The following is a 20,891-nucleotide window of genomic DNA, read 5'->3' on the forward strand; positions in this document are numbered from 1 at the left end:
CTGCGCGGCAGAACGTTTCGCGTACTGATTTGAGGACCGCTGCGCGGTGCCTCGGGCGATTTGATCGCTTCCGTTGTTTGGCGTGGTCCTTACGGCGGCCTTGGTCAGGTCTGAACGCCCCGTTTCGCGCCCCGAGATGCCCCGTTTTCCCTCAAATGCCGCGCAAACTGCACATCCGTCTCAAGTTCAGCGCCAGACACACGAGCTTGAACTCGGCCTTGACCTTGTCCAGTCCGCGCAGGCTGAACTGTCTGAACCCCAGCACGCTCTTGATCCAGCCGTTGGGCGCCTCCACGATCCACTTCCTCTTGCGGTAGGCCGCCTTGCCCTCGGGTGTCTTCAACTTGGCATCCATCGCCGCGCTGCGCGGGTACTTCCGGGCGTCAATCTCCAGCGCCTGCTTGCCCTCGCGCCCCAGCGCCACGATCAACTCGCTCGGACTGTCCTTGATCTGCTCGAACACCGACTCCGAGCGGAACCCCGCATCAGCCAGCACCTGCCTGGCGTCTTCGCACAGGTTGGCTTTCACCGCCGCCAGCAACACGGGCAGGCGGTCGCTGTCGGTGGCGTTGTTGCTCAGCTCGGCCGCCACCACGATCTGCGCGCTCTCGTCCACCGCCGTGTGCGCGTTGTAGCTGTAGTCATAGCCCCCACCGGCACGCTTCATGATCCGGCTGTCCGTGTCGGTGAAGCTCTCCTGGGCGCTGTCTTTGGGCACGCCGAAGTCGCGCTTGTAGCGCCCGCCCTTGGGTTTGCCGTCCTTGTCCCGGGGTTTGCGCTGATCGTTCTGGCTGCGCCCGCGGGCTGCATCGGCTTCTCGCTGGCGTTGTTCCAGCCGCAGCTTGGCCGCCGTGATCGCGGCCAGCCGATCGGCTCTGCGTTTGATCTCGCTGGGGATGTCGATGTCGGGTTCGTTCTTTTCCAGGTCGTCGGCCGCCTTAGCTCTGTTGAGCAGCCCGTCAATCTGCGCTTTGAGTTCGGCCTCGGCCTTGAGCATGCGCTCGTAGCTCATGGCCTTGTGACGGCTCGCATTGGCCTTGAGCTTGGTGCCGTCCACCGCCACGGTGCCCAGTTTGACCAGGCCGCACTCGCGCGCCAGGCGAACGACCTGAACGAACAAGGCCGAGAGCTCTTGCAGGTGCAGTGCCCGAAAGTCCGAGAGCGTGCGGTGCGCCGGGTAGTTCTCTGCGGCCAGCACCCGCAGCGCCACGTCTTCATGCAGTTTGGCCGCCAGCTTGCGCGAGCTGAAGGTGCCCGTGGCGTAGCCATAGATCAAGACCTTGATCATCATGGCCGGGTGAAACGGTTGGTTGCGTGGGCCGCCCTTGTCGTAACGGGCGTGAAACGCCCTCAGGTCCAGGCTGTCGACGCTGTCGCTGATGAAGTACGCCAGATGCCCTTCGGGCAGCCAGTCTTGCAGTGCGTCAGGCAGCAGTCGCTGCTGTTGCGGTTCGTAGGGGAGGTAACTTGCGGCCATGCCCACAATTTACCAAGCATTCGGACCTCATGGCGCTTCTGCCGCGCAGGCTCCTAGCCCTGCGACCGCTCGCCGGCGGCTGCGCCGTGCGTTCTGTCTAAACAGACATTGCGTCGCTTGACCATGGCGCACCCCGGCCTGATTTTTTTGCTGGCCTGGGTGCTCGGGGTGGCATTGCAGTTGCAGCAAGCGGCCCTGTGGCCCTTGGGGGTGTATGCGGGTCTGCTGCTGGCGGGTGGGGTGCTGCTGTTGGGGCTTGCGCGGTTCGCGCGGCTCGGCCCGCGTGGCTTGTTGCTGGGCACGGTGTTGGCGGGTGTGCTGGCGGGCGCAGGGCTCACGGGCACGCGTGCGGCCCATTACGCTGCGCAGGCCATGCCCCACCACCTGCAGGGTCTGGACCTGGTGGTCACCGGGCGTGTGGCTTCGCTGCCGCGCCGCACCGAGCTGGGCGAGCGCTTCGACCTGGTGGTGGAAACCGCCACCCGCGCCGGACATCCGGTGGCTGTGCCCGGGCGCCTGCAGCTGAGCTGGTATGGCAGCGCAGCGGCGGTATTTGAAGAAGCCAGCGCTGGCGCCCGAAACACCCCCGGCCTGCACGCCGGCGACCGCTGGCGCTTCACCGTGCGCCTGCGCAGCCCACACGGCAACGCCAACCCGCACGGCTTTGACCGCGAACGCAACCTGTGGGAGCAAGGCGTTGGCGCCACCGGCTATGTGCGCAACGGCCCGCGAGACCCCGCCCCTGAGAACCTGGGCCGTACCGCCTGGCACCCGTTGGACACGGCACGCCAGTGGGTCAGCGCCCGCATTGAGGCGCAGGTGGACGAGCCCCGCAGCGCCGGCGTACTGGCGGCGCTGGTGGTGGGCGACCAAAGCGCCATCGAGCGCGCCGACTGGGACCTGTTTCGCACCACCGGGGTGGCCCATTTGATGAGCATCTCCGGCTTGCACGTCACCATGTTTGCCTGGCTGGCCACCGCGCTCATTGGGGCGCTGTGGCGGCGCCTGGCCCGGGTGCGGCCACAGGCCTTGCTGGCGGTGCCCACGCCGCTGGCAGCCAGTGTGGGCGGGGTGGTGCTAGCCACCGCCTACGCGCTGTTTTCGGGCTGGGGCGTGCCGTCGCAGCGCACCGTGATCATGCTGGCCGTGGTGGTGGGGCTGCGCTTGTCGGTGCGGCGCTGGCCATGGCCGGTGGTGTGGCTGCTGGCCATGGTGGCGGTGCTGTTGCTGGACCCCTGGGCCTTGCTGCAGCCGGGCTTCTGGCTGAGCTTTGTGGCGGTGGGCATTTTGTTTGCCACCGACCCGGGGCAGCGCATGGCCCGCCTGGCCCAGGCCGAGCTGGAGCCGCGCGCCCGGCGCTCCCTGCGTGCCGCCGCTGGGCTGCTGCGCGAGCAGTCGGTGGTCACGGTGGCGCTCGCGCCGCTGTCGCTGCTGTTGTTTGGCCAGTTTTCGGTGGTGGGCTTGCTGGCCAACCTGCTGGCTATTCCGTGGGTCACGCTGGTCGTCACGCCGCTGGCCATGCTGGGTGTGGCCGTGCCGCTGCTGTGGGAGGCCGCCGCGCTGGCGGTGCAGGCGCAAGCCACGGTGTTGCAGTGGCTGGCCCAGTGGCCCTGGGCTGCCATTCACCGGGCCATACCGCCCGCGCCGCTGGCGCTGGCCGGGGTGATGGGCGGTGTGTTGCTGGTGCTGCGCCTGCCCTGGGCGGTGCGCGGTGCGGGGCTGCTGCTGGTGTGGCCGGTGCTGCTGTGGGCGCCACCGCGCCCCGCGGTGGGGCAGTTTGAGCTGCTGGCGGTGGACGTGGGGCAGGGCAGCGCCGTGTTGGTGCGCACCGCCCGCCACACCCTGCTGTACGACGCGGGGCCGCGCTACAGCCCCGAGAGCGATGCTGGGCAGCGCGTGATCGTGCCGCTGCTGCGCGCCTTGGGCGAGGCGCCCCACACCGTCGTGGTGAGCCACCGCGACAGCGACCACGCCGGCGGCATGGCGGCGGTGCGCAGCGCCTGGCCTCAGGCGCGGTGGCTGTCGTCTTTTGACGCCGAGCCCGTGCAGCGCTGCGTGGCCGGCCAGCGCTGGCGCTGGGACGGGGTGGACTTTGAGGTGCTGCACCCGCAGCCCGCCCACTACGGGCCCGAGGGCCAGGGCCTGCTCAGCAGCAACGCGATGTCGTGCGTGCTGCGCGTGGCCAGCGCCCAGCACAGCGCCTGGCTGGGCGGTGACATCGACGCCGAGCAGGAAACCCGCCTGGCCCTGGCCCTGGCCCAGCCCGACGCCCGCGCCACCGTGTTGCTGGCGCCGCACCACGGCAGCCTCACGTCCAGCAGCCCGGTGCTGCTCAACACCCTGCGCCCACGCTGGGTGCTGGTGCAGTCGGGCTACCGCAACCGCTTCAACCACCCGGCGCCGGCCGTGCTGGAACGCTACCGCCAGCGCGGCATGCGCTGGGTGACGTCGGCCGACTGCGGCGCCGCCACCTGGCGCAGCGCCGAACCCGATGCGGTGCAATGCCAGCGAGACGAGGCGCGGCGCTATTGGCACCACCCGGCGCCCGCGTTCACAACGCTGCAAAACGACTGATCTCACTTCGCCGTCAGCGAGCGGGTCGCTTCTTTTTGCACCGATTTGGGGCTGAACTTGCGGTGCCTGGCCCAGTCCTTGCTATGCTGTAACAAGGAGAGATAACGCCCATGAGCCGACCGATGTTTGATGAAATGAACGCCTCGCCCACCGAGGTGCGAGCCCATTACGAAAACTACGCCCGCTGGCTGGCGCAGCAGCCCGAGGAGGTCATGGCGTCGCGCCGTGAAGAGGCTGAAATGATCTTCCGGCGCGTCGGCATCACCTTTGCGGTGTATGGCGCCAAAGACGAGGACGGCTCGGGCACCGAGCGCCTGATTCCGTTTGACTTGATTCCCCGCATCATCCCGGCCAAGGAATGGAGCAGCATGGAAGAAGGTCTGGTGCAGCGCGTGACCGCGCTCAACCGCTTCGTTCACGACGTGTACCACGACCAGGAAATCATCAAGGCGGGCATTGTGCCGGCCGACCAGATTTTCCAGAACGCCCAGTTTCGCCCCGAAATGATGGGCGTGGACGTACCCGGTGGCGTGTACTCGCACATTTCGGGTGTCGACATTGTGCGGGCCCCCAACGCGGCCGGTGAGGGCGAGTACTACGTGCTCGAAGACAACCTGCGTGTGCCCAGCGGCGTGAGCTACATGCTGGAAGACCGCAAGATGATGATGCGGCTGTTCCCCGAGTTGTTCGGCCAGAACCGCGTGGCGCCCGTGGCGCACTACCCCGACCTGCTGCTGGAAACCCTGCGCGCCGTGAGCCCCGCCACCACGGCCGAGCCCACGGTGGTGGTGCTCACGCCCGGCATGTACAACAGCGCTTACTTTGAACACGCCTTTTTGGCGCAGCAAATGGGCATCGAGCTGGTTGAAGGCCAAGACCTGTTTGTGAAAGACAACTTTGTCTACATGCGCACCACCCGCGGCCCCAAGCGGGTGGACGTGATTTACCGCCGCGTGGACGACGATTTTCTGGACCCGCTGGTGTTTCGCCCCACGTCCACGCTGGGTTGCGCGGGCTTGCTGGGCGTGTACCGCAGCGGCAACGTGGCCATTTGCAATGCGGTGGGCACCGGCGTGGCCGACGACAAGTCGATTTACCCCTACGTGCCCAAGATGATCGAGTTTTACCTGGGCCAGAAACCCATATTGAACAACGTGCCCACCTTCATGGGGCGCAACCCGGAAGACCTGAAGTACATGTTGGCTCACATGGAAGAGCTGGTGGTGAAAGAGGTGCATGGCGCGGGCGGCTACGGCATGCTGGTGGGCCCGGCGTCCACCAAGGCCGAAGTGGAAGAGTTTCGCGCGCTGGTGAAAGCCAAACCCGACGGCTACATTGCCCAGCCCACGCTGAGCCTGTCCACCTGCCCGACCTATGTGGACAGCGGCGTGGCGCCGCGCCATATTGACCTGCGCCCGTTTGTGCTCAGCGGCAAAGAAGTGCAGATGGTGCCCGGCGGCCTGACCCGTGTGGCGCTGAAAGACGGCTCGCTGGTCGTCAACTCGTCACAAGGCGGCGGTACAAAAGACACCTGGGTGCTGGAGGACTGATCCCCCCGCGCCGCTGGAATGAATCACTTGTTGCGCTGCTTGTTTGGCGCTGTTTGCCGGAGTTATTGAAATGCTGTCACGCACTGCCGACCATTTGTTCTGGATGTCCCGCTACACCGAGCGCGCTGAAAACACCGCGCGCATGCTCGACATCAACTACCAGACCTCGCTGTTGCCGCAGTCGGCCGCGGTGGCTCAGGTGGGCTGGGAAGGCCTGCTGGTGATCAGCGAGCTGATGCCGAGCTACACCGCCAAATACGGCAAGGACATCACGCCGCGCAACGTCATGGACTTCATGGTGCGCGACGAGTCCAACCCGTCGAGCATCTGTTCGTGCCTGCGCGCCGCGCGTGAAAATTCCCGTGCCGTGCGGGGCGCGCTGACCACGGAGCTGTGGGAAACGCAAAATTCCACCTGGCTCAAGCTGGCGGGGTACCTCAAGTCCAAAGACTTCGAGCGCGACCCCGGCGCCTTTTTTGAATGGGTCAAACACCGCTCGCACCTCTCGCGCGGCGTGGCCATTGGCACCATGCTGCAAGACGAAGCGTTTCACTTCTACCGCATGGGCACTTTTCTGGAGCGGGCCGACAACACCGCGCGCCTGCTGGACGTGAAGTTTCACGCCGTGCAGAGCGACTTTTTTGGTGCCGCCAGCGAGCTGGACCAAGAGTACGACTTCTACCACTGGAGTGCCATTTTGCGCAGCGTGAGCGGCTTTGAGGTCTACCGCAAGGTGTACCGCGACGTCATCACACCCGAGCGCGTGGCCGAGCTGCTTATCTTGCGCGCCGACATGCCGCGCAGCCTGGCCGCCAGCCTGAACGAAGTGGTCAACAACCTCAGCGTGGTGGCCAACGACCATTCCAGTGAAACGCTGCGCCGCGCCGGCAAGCTCAAGGCCGACCTGCAATGCGCCCGCATCGACGAGATTTTGTCCACCGGCCTGCACGCTTTCCTGACGCAGTTTCTCGACCGGGTGAACGAACTGGGCGGGCGCATCAGTCAGGACTTCCTGGTGCCCACCACCCATTGATCGGCTGAGCGGCTTCACAGCGGAGCCGCCCATGCGGGGCGGGCACAATGCGCGCTGGCCCCAGCACGCCCCGATCCCCGCATGAAATTCCACATCAGTCATACCACCCGCTACACCTACAGCCAGCCGCTGCTGTATTCGGTGCAAACCCTGCACCTGTGGCCCGCCAGCGGCCCATGCCAAACGGTCGAGCAGTGGGACATTCGCACCCCGGGCACCCTGCACGCCCAGCCCGATGGCCAGGGCAACCGGGTGCACAGCTTCAGCCTGGTGGCGCGCGCCGAAGAAGCCCTGCGGCGCATCACCGTGGTGGCCAAAGGCCAGGTGAGCACCCACGGCACGGCCGAATTTGCCGACACCAGCCGCCTGCACCCCGCCTTTTTCTTGCGCTCCACCCCACTGGCCGAGCCGCACCCGCGCATGGCCATGTGGGCCTTGCAAACTGTGCCAGCCCTGGTGGCGGCGCGGGCGCGTGGCGAGCAACCCACCGTGGCCGACCTGGTGGCCCTGGTCAGCGCCGTGGCCGACAAGGTGCAGTACCGCCCGGGCAGCACCAGCGTGGAAACCACCGCGCTGGAGGCGTTTGACTGGGAGCTGGGCGTGTGCCAGGACCAGGCCCATGTGATGGTGGCCGTGTGCCGCAGCATTGGCCTGCCGGCGCGTTATGTGAGCGGCTACTTTTACGCCGCCGGCGAGCCCGAACTGGCCAGCCACGCCTGGGTGGACGTGTGCACCCACCCCCAGTCCAACCACTGGCTCAGCCTGGACGTGACCCACCGCTGCCCGACGGACGAGCGCCACATCCGCCTGGCCGCCGCCACCGACTACACCGCCTGTCTGCCCATCAAAGGGCTGCGCCGCGGGGGCGGCGAAGAGGTGATGAAAGTGGACATCCAGATTGAACCGCTGGCAGGCTGACGCCGCCGCGATGCGGCGCCCGACACTTCAGCGCGGCTCCAGCAGTGCCTGGATGGTTTCGCCCAGCTCAATCACCGCCAGCGCGTAGTAGCTGCTCCAGTTGTAGCGGGTCACCACGTAGAAATTTTCGGTGCCCGCCACATAGCTGCGCGGGGCGGGGCCGTTTTCCAGTTCCACCAGGGCGAGCTGGCCGGTGTGTTGCAGCGCGGCGCCTTCCAGCACAGCGCCTTTGGCGGTGAAGCTGGCCACGCTGAAGGTGGGCAGGATGTCGGGGGCGAGCAGGGCGTCTTTGTCGAGCTTTTCTGCGTCAAAAGCCACCGGGTAGTGCGTGGGCTGGCCGGTTTGCCAGCCGAACACCTTGAAGTAGTTGGCCACCGAGCCAATGACGTCGGTGGTGCTGTTGAACAGGTCCACCTGGCCATCGCCGTCGAAGTCGATCGCGTATTTGGCCCAGCTGCTGGGCATGAACTGCGGCCAGCCCATGGCCCCGGCGTAGCTGCCGCGCAGGGCTTGGGGGTCCATGCCGGAGCGCTGGGTCAGGCTCAGGTATTGCTCCAGCTCGCTTTTGAAAAACTCGGTGCGCACCGCAGCGCGGGGGTGGCTCGTGGGAAAGTCAAAGGCCAGCGTGGTGAGGGCGTCAATGACGCGGAAGTTGCCGGTGTGCTGGCCATACAGGGTTTCCACGCCGATCACGCCCACGATGAGGCTGGCGGGCACGCCGAATTCAGCTTCGGCGCGGGCCAGGGCGCTGCGGTTGTCTTCCCAGAAACGCTGACCCGCGCGCAGGCGCACCGGCTCAATGAAACGGGCGCGGTAGGCGGCCCAGTTTTTCGGTGTGCCCCGGGGCGCTGGCGCCATGAGCCGCGCCACGGTGGGGATGCGCTGGGCTTGCGCCACTTGCTGGCGCACCCAGGCCGAGTCGAGGTTGCGGCGGTTGGCCAGGTCGTCGGCAAAGGCCATGGCTTCTGGGTGCTGGCCGTAGGTGAACGCGGGTTGTTTGGCCGCTGCGGCAGGGCGCACCTTGGCCGGGCTGGTGGGCTGGGCGCTGGCGGCGGTGAAGCCGGTGGCGAGGCACAGGGCCAGAGCGGCGCGGGCGCTGCTGTGCAGCGGGTGAAAACGACGACCCTTGAAAATCACTGGTTACCCTCCTTGGGCCATGCAAGTTGCTTGTATTCGCGTTGCAGTGTAGCCAGCGAAACGGGGCTTTCGCGGCTGTAGCGCTGGGATTCCAGTTTGAGCAGCCATTGCGTCACGCTCTGGCTGAAGGGGGTGTCGCCAAAACGCTGCTGTGCCTCTTGGGCCAGGGCGCGCGGCGGCAGATGGTTGGCGTTGCTCAGCCCCAGCTTGTGCAGGCGCTGGCGGGCGCGCTGCAGCAGGCGCAGCCAGGGGTCGTGTTGCTGGCGTTCCCACAGCGTCCAGGCCGCGCCCGCCAGACTCACCAGCACCACCACGCCAATGAGCACGTAGGCCAGATCGGTCCAGCTGGGGCTCTTGAACCCCAGGTTTTTGAGCAGGTCGAGCTGTTTGCCCTGGGTGTAGTTCAGCACCCACTGGTTCCAGCGGTTGTTCACCGCGTCCCACACGGCGCGCAGCTGGGCCGACAGGTTGGGGTTGAGCGTGCGGATGGCGCCTGCCAGCGCGCCTTCGGGGGCGCGCAAGCGCTCCAGCGAGCCGGTGCGCCCGGGGGCCACGGCTGAGGTGGGGTCCACCCGCACCCAGCCCTGGCCCTGCAGCCACACCTCGGCCCAGGCGTGGGCGTCGCGCTGGCGCACGGTCCAGAAGCCGTCCACCGCGTTGAGTTCGCCGCCCTGGTAGCCGGTGACGATGCGGGCCGGGATGTCCAGCGCGCGCATGAGGATGACGAAGCTGCTGGCGATGTGCTCGCAGAAGCCTTCACGCTTGTCAAACCAGAATTCGTCGGCGGTGTGCTGACCGTACACGCCGGGCTCCAGCGTGTAGGTGTAGCCACCGGTGCGCAGGCGCTGCAGCGCAGCGTTCACCAGCGCTTCGCTGAAGGCAGGGCCGGCGCCCACCTCGCGGCGCAGTTGCTGCGCCAGCATGAGGGTGCGGGGGTTGTAGCCCGCGGGCAGCTCAATCTGGTCTTGCAGGGCTACGGCGGTGGTGAGCGGGCCGTGCTGGAACACCGGGTGGCTCTCGGCGCGGTAGCGCACCAGCTCGTTCATGGGGCGGCGGGTGAGCCATTGCAGCTCGGGCGTCATGAAGGCCTGCGTGCCGGGCAACAGGGGCGCGCTGGCGGCGGCTTCCAGCAGAAACAGCCAGGGCCGCTGGTGCGGTTCCATGGTGACTTCGTAGCGCACCGGCTCGCCGCTCACCTGCAGGTTGGCCTGCAATTCCATGTGTGCAGGGAAGCCCGAGCGCAAGGGGCGCCATTCCACACCGTCAAAGTCGGTCAGCACCGGGCCGCGAAAGTACAGGTCGCGCTGTGGCGGGGGCTCGCCGTCAAAGCGCACGCGCAGGGCAATGCTGTCGTCGAGCACCAGTTCAGCAATCTGGCCCACCCGCATTTGCCCTGAAAGGCCGCTGCGGCCGGTCATGCCGTCGTTGGGCAGGCCCCAAAGTGGTGCCATGCGGGGGAACAGCATGAACAGCACCAGCATGATGGGCGCGCCCAGCAAGGCCATGCCGCCCGCAATGCGCGCCGCCTGGGCCAGCGGCGGGCGGCCCACGGGCATGTGGGCGTTGACCAGCGCGGTCAGCAGGCCCAGCAGCGCAATGAGGATGCCGGCCGCCGTGAGCAGCGACTGCGAGTAAAAGAAATGGGTCAGCAGGGTGAAGAAGGCCAGGAAGAACACCACGAAGGCGTCTCGTCGGGCGCGCAGCTCCAGCGTTTTCAGGGCCAGCAGCACCACGATGAGCGTGACGCCCGCGTCGCGCCCCAAAAGGGTGCGGTGGGTGACCCAGGTGGCGCCCAGGGTGAGCGCCAGCAAGCCCATGCGCCAGGCCCAGCCCGGCAGGGGCAGGCCTTTGAGTGCCAGCACGGTGCGCCAGATAAGCACACCCGCGGTGAGCGCGGTGCACCACCACGGAATGTGGCCGATTTGCATGGCGACCACCCAGGCGATGACCGCCAGCAGGAACAGCGTGTCGCGCGTGTCGCGAGGCAGGGATTGCAACGACTTCAATGCCATGGCATGCGCGGACTTGGGTGGACGGGGGAGGTCGGGGAGCGGTTGAGCCGGGGACACCATTGGGTTGGCTGTGCCGGGCGGCGGGTGTCACCCCTTTGGGGGTAGCGCAAAGCGCTGCGGGCGGATCTCATGCCAGTGCCAATGCCTCCAGGCAACGGGCGCGGTGCCCCGGGCCCTGGTCCGGCGCAATGTCGCGCCCGGGCAGACGCAGGCCGTAGTCGAGGCCCAGGCGGTCGGCCATGAGCACCCAGGCCGTGAGGCGCGACAGCCGGGCTTCCAGGGCGCTGTGGCCGCACTGAGAGTGGTCGAGCCAGAGCTGTTGGCGCTGGGACGACAGGGCGTCGCGGCTCACCAATTCGTTGCGGCCAGCGGCAAACGCCTGGGCGGCTTTTTTCCAGACCACGGCTTTGAGCGGGTCACCACGGCGGTAGGCGCGTACGCCGTCAAACTCGCCGGTGCTTTGCGCCCGGGAACTGCCTGCATGGCCGGGCTGCGGCGTGCCCGCAGGCAGGGTGGGCGGGTGCGCTTCGGGCGTGGGGTACACCAGCACCTGTGCGGCGGGGCGCCACACGGTCCACACCCGGAAGGTACCGAGCGGAAAAAGGGTTTGCACCTTCAGCGCGGGCAACGCGTGCAGGCCCCGGTGCGGCGCAGGCCATGCCACCTGCACCGTCGCGCTGCCTTGGGCGGGCACATCGCTCCAGGCCAGGGGGGTGTGGGATGCGTCCACCCCGATCACGCCCGCGCCCAGGCCGTAGCGCGTGCGCTTGCGCTCGCTCGCCAGCCGAATGTCCAGCGCCACGGCCTGCCCGGCGTGCACCGGGCTCGGCGGGTTCAGGTGCAGCGTCACACCGCGCAGATTGCCGTGGCACACGCGCATGCCCACCACGGCGCTGCCTGCCAGCAAAAACGTGAGCAGGTAGCCCAGGTTGAGCTGGTAGTTGATGCTGGCCACCAGCAACAGCAACAAGGTGAGCGCCAGCATGGCGCCCGCCCGCGTGGGCACGATGTAAACGTTGCGCTGCGTCAGCGTGAGCGTGTCGGTGCGGGGCAGGCGGTTGTAAAACCAGCGCTGAAAGCGGCCACGCAGATGGCGCAGGGGGTGCCGCCAGCCAGCGGCTTCAGGCAGGGAAGAAGGTTGCGGCTCGCGGGAGCGCGCTGAAGTCGCCGTCATGACCACCATGTTGGCGCGAGGTGGCTGTGATCGGGAACACCGCGGAACCGGCTTTGCCGGGCCGCTGGTGTTGCCCCCTCGAGGGGGTCGCGCGCAGCGCGGCGGGGGTGGTTCATGGTAGTTGCGTGGCGTCCACCATGGCGCGCACCTGTTCCACCGCGCCCCGGCCCGCGTCGCTCACCGGCACCAGGCGGTGCGCCACGGTCTGCGGCAAGATGGCCGCAATGTCGTCGGGCGCCACGTAGTCGCGCCCTTGCAGGTAGGCCTGCGCTTTGGCCGCGCGCACCACGGCCAGCGCCGCGCGGGGCGACAGGCCTTGGGCAAACCAGCGCCCCGAGCGGGTGGCGGCCACCAGGTCTTGCAGGTAGTCCAGCACCGGCTCGGCCGTGTGCACGGCGGCCACCGTCTGTTGCAGGCGCGTGAGGTCGGCGGGGGTGAGCACCGGGGGCAGGTGCTCCAGCATGTCGCGCCGGTCGGCGCCGCGCAGCAGCGCGCGTTCGGCGGCACGGTCGGGGTAGCCCAGCGACAGCCGCATGTGAAAGCGGTCCAGCTGCGACTCGGGCAGGGCGTAGGTGCCCAGCTGGTCGTGCGGGTTTTGCGTGGCAATGACGAAAAACGGGTTCGGCAGCGGGCGGGTTTCGCCTTCCACAGTCACTTGTTTTTCTTCCATCGCTTCGAGCAACGAGCTCTGCGTTTTGGGGCTGGCGCGGTTGATCTCGTCGGCCAGCAGCACCTGGGCAAACACCGGGCCGGGATGGAACACAAAGCCCTCGCGGCCCCGCTCGTAAATGGAGACGCCCGACAGGTCGCTGGGCATCAGGTCGGCGGTGAACTGCACGCGCGAAAACTGAAGCCCGAAAGAGCGGGAAAGGGCATGGGCCAGGGTGGTTTTACCCACCCCAGGGACGTCTTCGATCAGCAGGTGGCCGCCTGCCAAAAGGCAGGCCACGCAGTCAGAAACCTGCTGTGATTTGCCCACGATGACCGTGTTAAGCTGATTTAAAAGTTGGTGTATTTTTGTGTCGGCGTGCATGCCGTGAACCATACCGTAAAACCCAAATGAGCCAGGCCACCGGATATTTCACCCACAAGGATTGTTGGCGACACGAGATGGGCAACGGGCACCCCGAATGCTCGCAACGGCTCGACGCCATTGAAGACCGTTTGCTCATCACCGGGCTTGACCAAGCGCTGGAGCGCCGCGAGGCCACACCGGCTTCCATGGCCGACATGGAGTTGGCCCACGGCCGCATGCACCTGGCTTCACTGCGGGGCCTGAGCGACGGCCTGCGCGACGAGATCGCCGCCGGCGGACCCAGCCACGCCCAGGTCGACCCCGACACGGCCATCAACATCCACAGCTGGGACGCGATTTTGATGGCGGCAGGCGCTGCCATTGACGCCACCGACGCCATCATGGCCGGCGAAATGGTGAACGCTTTTTGCGCTGTGCGCCCACCGGGCCACCACGCCACACGCAACCAGGCCATGGGCTTCTGCTTTGTGAACAACGTGGCGGTGGCCGCCAAATACGCGCTGGAGCGCCACGGCTTGAAACGCGTGGCGATCATCGACTTTGACGTGCACCACGGCAACGGCACCGAAGACATCGTGGCCGGCGACGACCGCATCCTGATGTGCAGCTTTTACCAGCACCCGTATTACCCCGCCTGGGACCACGCGACCGCGCCCAACCTGGTGAACCTGCCGGTGCCGGCCTACACGAAGGGCATGGACATCCGCGAGCTGATCGACATGATGTGGATGCCCCGGCTGGACGCCCACAAGCCACAAATGATCTTCATCAGCGCCGGGTTTGACGCCCACCGCGAAGACGACATGGGCCAGCTCGGGCTGGTGGAACAAGACTACATCTGGATCACCCAGCGCATCAAGGAAGTGGCGCAGCGCCACGCGCAGGGCCGCATCGTGAGCTGCCTCGAAGGGGGTTACGACCTGAGCTCGCTGGCCCGCAGTGTGGAGGCGCATATCCGCGTGCTTGCCGATGTCTGACCACCTGAAACAGGAACCGCTGCCCTACGAACCGCTTCGCTCGGAACGCGACGCGCGCGGCGTTTACACCCTCACGCTCAACACCCCGCGCAGCTTCAACGTGTTGTCCGAAGCCATGATGGCGGCGCTGCAGCAGGCGCTGGACGCCGTGGCGGCCGACCCGCAAGCCCGGGTGGTGGTGCTCGCCGCCGAGGGCCGGGCGTTTTGTGCCGGGCACGACCTGAAAGAAATGAAGGCCACACCGCAGGTGGCTTACTACCAGGCGCTGTTTGCCACCTGCTCCAAGCTGATGATGAGCATCCGCAAACTGGAGGTGCCGGTGATTGCCCGCGTGCAGGGCCTGGCCACCGCAGCGGGCTGCCAGCTGGTGGCGCAGTGCGACCTGGCGGTGGCGGTGCAGGGCGCCACGTTTGGCGTCAACGGTATCGACGTGGGCCTGTTTTGTGCCACGCCCAGCGTGGCTTTGTCGCGCACCATGGGCCCAAAGCAGGCGATGGAAATGCTGCTCACCGGCGATTTCATTTCGGCCGACGAAGCGCAGGCACGCGGCCTGGTGAACCGGGTGGTGGCACCCGACGCGTTGGACGCTGAAGTGGCCCGGATGGTGGGCCGCATTGTGGCCAAACCGCGCCTGGCCGTTGCCATGGGCAAGACGCTGTTTTACCGCCAGCTGGAAACGGGCATGGAGTCGGCCTACCAGTTGGCCGGGCAGACCATGGCCTGCAACATGGCCCACGACGTGGCGCAGGAAGGCGTGCAGGCGTTCATCGAAAAACGCCCGCCGAATTGGTAAAGCCGCCGGGCCGCAGCGCTGCCGTGCGGTCTGAATTCCAGAAATCTGTCTTCCTTGCGTGGTTTTCCATGACACCCACCGTTTCCATCGCCACCTCCGTACCCACGTCCACAGCCACCGCCGCCAGCGCGCCGCAGCCCATTGAAGACCTGGACGTGTGGTTGGCCGGGTTCCTTCAGCCCACCGTCTGGGTCGAACTGTTGGCGCTGGTGCTGTGTGTGCTCGTCGCCTGGGGTTTCACGGCCTTGCTGCGCCGGGGTCTGGGCATGCGGGAAGAAAAACTGTCCGTCATGTTTGGCCGCCGCGTGGTGGACGGCGTGATGTTTCCTTTGCTGCTGCTGGCCCTGGCGCACCTGGCCCGTGCTGCGCTGCTGAAATTTGTGCCGTTGGCGGTGTTCAAGGTGGCCATCCCGGTGCTGGTTTCACTGGTGGTGATCCGGGTAGGCGTCAAGGTGTTGCAGGTGGCGTTTGCCAGCGCGCCGTGGGTGCGTGTGCTGGAGCGCACCATTTCGTGGGTGGCCTGGCTGGCCATGGTGTTGTGGGTGAGCGGCCTGCTGCCGGTGGTGCTGCACGAGCTGGACCAGATCACCTGGAAGATGGGGGCATCCACCATCAGTGTGCGCACGTTGATTGAAGGCGCTTTGACGGCCGGTGCTGTGTTGATTTTGGCCCTGTGGGTGTCGGCTGCCATTGAAACCCGGCTGTTGAAGTCGGCCGTGGGGGGCGAACTGTCGGTGCGTAAGGCGGTGAGCAACGCCACGCGGGCACTGCTCATGTTTGTGGGCCTCATCATGGCGCTCTCTGCCGTGGGCATCGACCTCACCGCGCTGTCGGTGCTGGGTGGTGCCATTGGCGTGGGCATTGGCTTTGGCCTGCAAAAGCTGGCCGCCAACTACGTGAGCGGTTTTGTGATTCTGGCTGAGCGCAGCATGCGCATTGGCGACAACGTGCGGGTGGACAACTTCGAAGGCCGCATCACCGACATCAATGCCCGCTACACCGTGATTCGCTCGCCCACCGGGCGCGAGTCCATCGTGCCCAACGAGATTCTGATCACCAGCCGGGTGGAAAATCTGTCGTTGGCCGACGCCAAGGTCTGGCAGTCCACCGTGGTGGGGGTGGCCTACGAGAGCGACGTGGCGCTGGTTCGCAGCCTGTTGGCAGATGCTGCCTTGATGCAGGACCGGGTGCTGAAAGACCCGGCCCCCAACGCGGCGCTTTCCGCCTTCGGTGCCGACGGGCTGGAGTTCACGCTGGGTTACTGGATCGCCGACCCGGAAAATGGGCAGCTCAACCTGCGCTCAGACATCAACATGGCTATCTTGAGCGCCTTGCGCGAGCACGGCATTGAAATACCGTACCCGCAGCGCGTGCTCCACATGAAGCACGCACCCGAGGCGCTCCCGCCGTCAGCGGCTCATGAGGCTGGGTAGCCACAGGGCAATGGCCGGAACAGCGATCAAAATGCCCAGGCGAACGATATCGGCCATCACAAACGGCCAGACGCCTTTGTAAATGGTGCCCAGCTTGACGTTGGGCAACAGCGAGTTGAGCACAAAGAGGTTCAACCCCACGGGCGGTGAAATCATGCCGATTTCCACAATCGTCACGATCAAAATGCCAAACCAGATCGGGTCAAAACCCAGGCCGGTGATGACCGGGAAAAACACCGGAATGGTCAGCAGCACGATGGCCAGTTCCTCCATCACCATGCCCAGCGCGAGGTAAATGCCCATCATCATCACCACCACCATGATCGGGTTGGGGCTGAACTGCAGCACAAAGTCGCGCAGGTCACCCGGCATGGTGGTGAAGTTGATGAAGTTGGTGAAGATCATCGCGCCGATCAGGATCGTGAACAGCATCGCCGTGGTGCGGGTGCTCTCGATCAGGATGTCCATCAGCACCCGGGGCGTCAGCGAGCGGCGCGCCAGCGCGAAAAGAAATGCACCGGCTGCACCCACGCCGGCGCCCTCGGTGGCGGTGAACACACCGCCATAGATGCCGCCGATCACCAGCGCAAACAGCACCGCCACGCCCCAGATGCCACGGATCGCGGCCAGACGCTGAGACCAAGTGAAACGCTTGGCCGGTGGGCCCGCTTCGGGGTCGCGCCAGGTGACAAAAACCACCGCCATGCACAGGCAGGTGATGGCCACGATGCCCGGCAAAATGCCCGCCACAAAGAGCTTGCCAATGTCGGTCTCGGTGATGATCCCGTAGATGACCAAAATGGTGGACGGCGGGATCAGAATGCCCAGCGTGCCGCCCGCAGCGATGGAGCCGGTGGCCAGCGTGTCCTTGTAGCCATGCGCCTTCATTTCTGGGTAAGCCACCCGCGACATGGTGGCCGCCGTGGCAATGGACGAGCCGCAGATGGAGCCAAAGCCGCCCGACGCGATGATGCTCGCCATGGCCAGCCCGCCGCGGCGGTGGCCCACAAAGGCGTTGGCGGCGGTGAACAGTTCTTTGGCCATGCCGGCACGTGCCACAAAGTTGCCCATCAGCACAAACAACGGAATGACCGAGAGCACGTAGTGAAAACCGGTCTCAAAGATGACCTGGCTGGTGCTGGCGTAGGCCGGCATCCAGCCGCGCATGAGGCCCAGCCCCACCACGCCGGCAATGGTCATGGCCACGGCCAGTGGTACCCGCAAAAAAGCGAGGATGAAAACGGCCAGAAAGCCCAGGGTGGCTTCGATCATGAGGAGGCTCCTGCGCCTTGGGCGCCGCCATGCACCACAGGTGCCGGCGGAACAAAAACAAACAACAAGTGCACCAGGGCGGTCAGCAACAGCAGGGCCGCCATGAGCCAGGCCACCGGCGCAATGGCCAGCTGCAGGTGAACGGTGGTGTCGCCGTATTCGGCAAACCGCTCAGCCCGCATGACCATGAGCCGCGCCAGAAAACTAAACACGCCCGCACACACCAGGTGCACCAGGCGCGCTTGAAAACCTTTGAGCCAGTCGGGGATGAAGGCGTCCAGTGAGTCGAACACCACATGTTCGCTGCGCCAGGACACCAGTGGCATGGCGCCAAAGATCACGATCACCATCAGGATTTCGGTCAGTTCCAGGCCGCCGGGCACCGAATGGCTGAAAAATTTTCGGCCGGTCACGTCCACCAGCGTCAGCCACATGATGGAAAACAAGGCCATGGCTGCCATCAGCCCGGTGGACCAGGTCAGCAGTTTTTCTAGGTTCTTGAGCATGGTCTGGATGTCAGGAAGTCAAAAAAAGGCCGGAAGGGCAGTAACGCGGGTCACTGCCCTTCCGGCCTGACAGGCTGCGTACGGTGTGTGAAAACCGGACGGACGCCTTACTTTACCTTGGCGATTTCAGCGCGGAACTCGGCCAGCACTTTGCGTGGGTCTTTCAAGCCCTTGACCTGTGCGCTCGCTGCCCACTTGGTTTCCAGGTAGTCCTGCTTGTCGGCCACGGCTTTCACGAAGGCGGGGTTGGCCATGATGCGCGCCACGCCCTGGGCTTTTTGCACTTCGCGGCTGGCGGCGTCCACTTTGTCCCAGCCTTCGCCGAACATGCGCGCAGCCACTTCGCCTGACAGCTTGTCCACCACGGCTTTGTCTTGTGGCGCCAGGGCGTTGTACTTGGCGGGGTTCATCATGAACACAAAGCTGGTGTTGTAGAGGCCGCCCGGGAAGGTGGTGGCGTGCTTGACCATGCTCAGCTTGAACGAGGCGACCGACTCGTCGGGGAAGAAGGTGCCGTCCATCACGCCGGTGGACATCAGCTCGAACGACTCGGGCGCTGCCTTGAGGGTGGTGTTCCAGCCCATGGCTTTGGACAGCTCGTTGATGTTGCCGCCACCAATGCGGAACTTGAGCGACGCGGCATCAGCGGCCGAGGTCACCGGCTTCTTGCTGTTGAAGATGATGCCGGGGCCGTGCGTGAACACGGCCAGCACCTTCACGCCGCGGTGCTCGTTCAGAGGAGCGAAGTACTTGCTGTAAATGCGCTGGTACGCCACCGAGGTGGCGGTGGCGCTGTTGCCCAGGAAGGGGAACTCGGCCACTTGCGTGTTGATGAAGCGGCCGGGGGTGTAGCCGTCCACGGTGTAGGAAATGTCTGCCAGGCCATCGCGCACGGCGTCAAAGGTGCCCGGTGCTGCCACCACGCCCTTGGGCAAGATGTTGCACTTCATGCGGCCGGTGCTTTCCTTCTCCAGCAGGTCGCACCAGTTTTTCTGGGCCATGCTCGCGGTGTGGGTGGGCGCCAGCCAGCTCGACACCGTGAAAACCGTCTGGGCGGATACAAGTCCGCTGGACAGCACGGTGGTGGACAGGGCGGCAGCGAAGACGTGACGAAGTTTCATGCGGTATCTCCTGGCGGGTAAATATGGTTACTGAATATAAATAAAATGCCCTTTCTGACTATAGGCGAATAGTCGCTGCCAGCGTCTCCAGACTTACCCGAATTAGCCGACCGATGGGTTGGTTAATGGTCGCCCAAATGACAGTGTTGGGCGGTCTGGGGGATTTGGCTTGGTGCGCTGAGAGCCTTCACCTATAATTCATAAAAAGCACGGTCGTTCGTTTTTATTGACGTTCCGGCCAAGTCGGGCAAACAACCTGTCAGATGGCGGTTCGCAAATGGCCCGGCTTACAATGCGCAAGTTGACGTACACGTCAATTGAGATCACCCACTCACAACCATCAGGAGCATCCCAGCATGAAGATTCTCGTCCCCGTCAAACGCGTGGTGGACTACAACGTCAAGGTGCGCGTCAAGAGCGACGGCAGCGGTGTGGACATTGCCAACGTCAAGATGAGCATGAACCCGTTTGACGAGATCGCCGTGGAAGAGGCGGTGCGCCTGAAGGAAAAGGGCGTGGCCACCGAAGTGATCGCCGTGTCTTGCGGCGTGACGCAGTGCCAGGAAACCCTGCGCACGGCCATGGCCATTGGCGCCGACCGCGCCATCCTGGTGGAAACCGCCGAAGAACTGCAGCCACTGGCCGTGGCCAAGCTGCTCAAGGCGCTGATGGACAAAGAACAGCCCGGCCTGGTGATTCTGGGCAAGCAAGCCATTGACGACGACTGCAACCAGACCGGCCAGATGCTGGCGGCGCTGGCTGATTTGCCCCAGGGCACCTTCGCCAGCAAAGTTGAAGTGGTGGACGGCAAAGTGCATGTGACCCGCGAAGTGGACGGCGGCCTGGAAACGCTGGCGCTGAGCCTGCCCGCCATCGTCACCACGGATTTGCGCCTGAACGAGCCGCGCTACGTGACGCTGCCCAACATCATGAAGGCCAAGAAAAAGCAGATGGACATCGTCAAGCCCGAAGACCTGGGTGTGGACGTGAGCCCACGCATCAAGACCCTGACGGTCAGCGAGCCGCCCAAGCGCGGTGCCGGTATCAAGGTGGCCGACGTGGCCGCCCTGGTGGACAAGCTCAAGAACGAAGCTAAAGTGATCTGAGGACCAACAACATGACCGCACTCGTTATTGCCGAACACGACAACGCCGCCGTCAAAGGCGCCACGCTCAACACCGTGACCGCCGCCGCAGCCTGCGGGGGTGACGTGCACGTGCTCATCGCCGGGCACAACGCCGCAGGCGCTGCCGCAGCAGCCGCCCAGATCGCCGGCGTGTCCAAAGTCATCCATGCCGACGCCGAGTACCTGGCCCACGGCCTGGCCGAAAACATGGCCGCTCAGGTGCTGGCCATCGCCGCCAACTACAGCCACATCCTGTTCCCGGCCACGGCCAGCGGCAAAAACATCGCCCCGCGCGTGGCCGCCAAGCTCGACGTGGGCCAGATCAGCGACATCACCAAGGTGATTGCTGCCGACACGTTTGAACGCCCGATTTACGCTGGCAACGCCATGGCCACGGTGCAGAGCCTGGATGCGACCAAGGTCATCACCGTGCGCACCACGGGCTTTGACCCGGCCGCCGCCACCGGTGGCAGCGCCGCCGTGGAAACCGCAGCGGCACAAGCCGACAGCGGCAAGAGCACCTTCCTGGGCAGCGAAATCGCCAAGAGCGACCGCCCCGAACTCACCGCCGCCAAGATCATCGTCAGCGGTGGCCGGGCGCTGGGCAGCGCCGAGAAGTTCAACGAAGTGATGACGCCGCTGGCCGACAAGCTGGGCGCTGCACTGGGCGCCAGCCGCGCTGCCGTGGACGCGGGCTACGCCCCGAACGACTGGCAAGTGGGCCAGACCGGCAAGATCGTGGCGCCGCAGCT

The 20,891-nt window shown here is 65.6% G+C and carries 17 protein-coding genes; 9 read left to right on the plus strand and 8 right to left on the minus strand.

The annotated features are described in order from the left end of the window. Window positions 1–151: 151 nt before the first annotated feature. The gene (locus AC0GNR_RS17390; protein WP_472899619.1) at window positions 152–1,477 is read right to left on the minus strand and encodes an IS1182 family transposase; all 1,326 of its coding nucleotides are present in this window, start codon (window positions 1,475–1,477) and stop codon (window positions 152–154) included. 123 nt (window positions 1,478–1,600) lie between these two features. Here AC0GNR_RS17390 and AC0GNR_RS17395 point away from each other — a divergent pair, with 123 nt between their 5' ends. The 4 genes from AC0GNR_RS17395 (at window position 1,601) to AC0GNR_RS17410 (ending at window position 7,552) form a co-directional block, all read left to right on the plus strand. Next, window positions 1,601–4,051, plus strand: coding sequence for a DNA internalization-related competence protein ComEC/Rec2 (locus tag AC0GNR_RS17395; protein ID WP_472902154.1), 2,451 nt, complete (start codon window positions 1,601–1,603; stop codon window positions 4,049–4,051). A gap of 110 nt (window positions 4,052–4,161) precedes the next feature. Next, window positions 4,162–5,601: a circularly permuted type 2 ATP-grasp protein gene (locus AC0GNR_RS17400; RefSeq protein ID WP_472902139.1), complete on the plus strand. Its 1,440-nt coding sequence runs from the start codon at window positions 4,162–4,164 to the stop codon at window positions 5,599–5,601. 70 nt (window positions 5,602–5,671) lie between these two features. Further along, window positions 5,672–6,634 (plus strand): alpha-E domain-containing protein, encoded by a 963-nt coding sequence (locus AC0GNR_RS17405; RefSeq protein WP_472902140.1) that lies wholly within the window; start codon window positions 5,672–5,674, stop codon window positions 6,632–6,634. Window positions 6,635–6,715: 81 nt separating this feature from the next. Continuing rightward, complete coding sequence (locus AC0GNR_RS17410) at window positions 6,716–7,552, plus strand: transglutaminase family protein (protein WP_472902141.1); 837 nt, start codon at window positions 6,716–6,718, stop codon at window positions 7,550–7,552. Between the two features lie 27 nt (window positions 7,553–7,579). Here AC0GNR_RS17410 and mltB read toward each other — a convergent pair whose 3' ends face one another. The 4 genes from mltB to AC0GNR_RS17430 all read right to left on the minus strand — a co-directional run bounded on the left by mltB (window position 7,580) and on the right by AC0GNR_RS17430 (window position 12,908). Further along, window positions 7,580–8,689: a lytic murein transglycosylase B gene (mltB, locus tag AC0GNR_RS17415; protein ID WP_472902142.1), complete on the minus strand. Its 1,110-nt coding sequence runs from the start codon at window positions 8,687–8,689 to the stop codon at window positions 7,580–7,582. After that, a complete protein-coding gene (locus AC0GNR_RS17420) occupies window positions 8,686–10,701 on the minus strand; it encodes a transglutaminase TgpA family protein (protein ID WP_472902143.1) in 2,016 nt (671 codons plus the stop codon). Before AC0GNR_RS17420 ends, mltB begins: the two co-directional genes overlap by 4 nt. 127 nt (window positions 10,702–10,828) lie before the next feature. After that, the gene (locus AC0GNR_RS17425) at window positions 10,829–11,875 is read right to left on the minus strand and encodes a DUF58 domain-containing protein (RefSeq protein ID WP_472902144.1); all 1,047 of its coding nucleotides are present in this window, start codon (window positions 11,873–11,875) and stop codon (window positions 10,829–10,831) included. Window positions 11,876–11,987: 112 nt separating this feature from the next. After that, window positions 11,988–12,908 (minus strand): AAA family ATPase, encoded by a 921-nt coding sequence (locus AC0GNR_RS17430; RefSeq protein WP_472902145.1) that lies wholly within the window; start codon window positions 12,906–12,908, stop codon window positions 11,988–11,990. Window positions 12,909–12,934: 26 nt separating this feature from the next. On the opposite strand from AC0GNR_RS17430, the gene AC0GNR_RS17435 reads away from it, so the two are divergent. From AC0GNR_RS17435 to AC0GNR_RS17445, 3 genes are all read left to right on the plus strand, one after another. Beyond that, window positions 12,935–13,888, plus strand: coding sequence for a histone deacetylase family protein (locus AC0GNR_RS17435; protein ID WP_472902146.1), 954 nt, complete (start codon window positions 12,935–12,937; stop codon window positions 13,886–13,888). Then, window positions 13,881–14,681: an enoyl-CoA hydratase gene (locus tag AC0GNR_RS17440; protein ID WP_472902147.1), complete on the plus strand. Its 801-nt coding sequence runs from the start codon at window positions 13,881–13,883 to the stop codon at window positions 14,679–14,681. The genes AC0GNR_RS17435 and AC0GNR_RS17440 overlap by 8 nt, the downstream gene beginning before the upstream one ends. 68 nt (window positions 14,682–14,749) lie before the next feature. Beyond that, complete coding sequence (locus tag AC0GNR_RS17445) at window positions 14,750–16,114, plus strand: mechanosensitive ion channel family protein (RefSeq protein WP_472902148.1); 1,365 nt, start codon at window positions 14,750–14,752, stop codon at window positions 16,112–16,114. Here AC0GNR_RS17445 and AC0GNR_RS17450 read toward each other — a convergent pair. From AC0GNR_RS17450 to AC0GNR_RS17460, 3 genes are all read right to left on the minus strand, one after another. Continuing rightward, entirely contained in the window at window positions 16,091–17,386 is a 1,296-nt protein-coding gene (locus tag AC0GNR_RS17450) for a TRAP transporter large permease (protein WP_472902149.1), read from the minus strand. The two genes, AC0GNR_RS17445 and AC0GNR_RS17450, sit on opposite strands and share 24 nt — an antisense overlap. Next, a complete protein-coding gene (locus AC0GNR_RS17455; RefSeq protein WP_472902150.1) occupies window positions 17,383–17,892 on the minus strand; it encodes a TRAP transporter small permease in 510 nt (169 codons plus the stop codon). Before AC0GNR_RS17455 ends, AC0GNR_RS17450 begins: the two co-directional genes overlap by 4 nt. A gap of 107 nt (window positions 17,893–17,999) precedes the next feature. Beyond that, window positions 18,000–19,013, minus strand: a complete 1,014-nt coding sequence (locus tag AC0GNR_RS17460) for a TRAP transporter substrate-binding protein (RefSeq protein ID WP_472902151.1) — start codon at window positions 19,011–19,013, stop codon at window positions 18,000–18,002. Between the two features lie 356 nt (window positions 19,014–19,369). Here AC0GNR_RS17460 and AC0GNR_RS17465 point away from each other — a divergent pair, with 356 nt between their 5' ends. Next, window positions 19,370–20,119, plus strand: a complete 750-nt coding sequence (locus AC0GNR_RS17465) for an electron transfer flavoprotein subunit beta/FixA family protein (protein ID WP_472902152.1) — start codon at window positions 19,370–19,372, stop codon at window positions 20,117–20,119. Window positions 20,120–20,130: 11 nt separating this feature from the next. Then, window positions 20,131–20,891, plus strand: a 761-nt coding sequence (locus tag AC0GNR_RS17470; protein WP_472902153.1) for an electron transfer flavoprotein subunit alpha/FixB family protein, incomplete at its 3' end; no start/stop codon positions are given.

Source organism: Hydrogenophaga sp. LT287, from assembly GCF_055702805.1.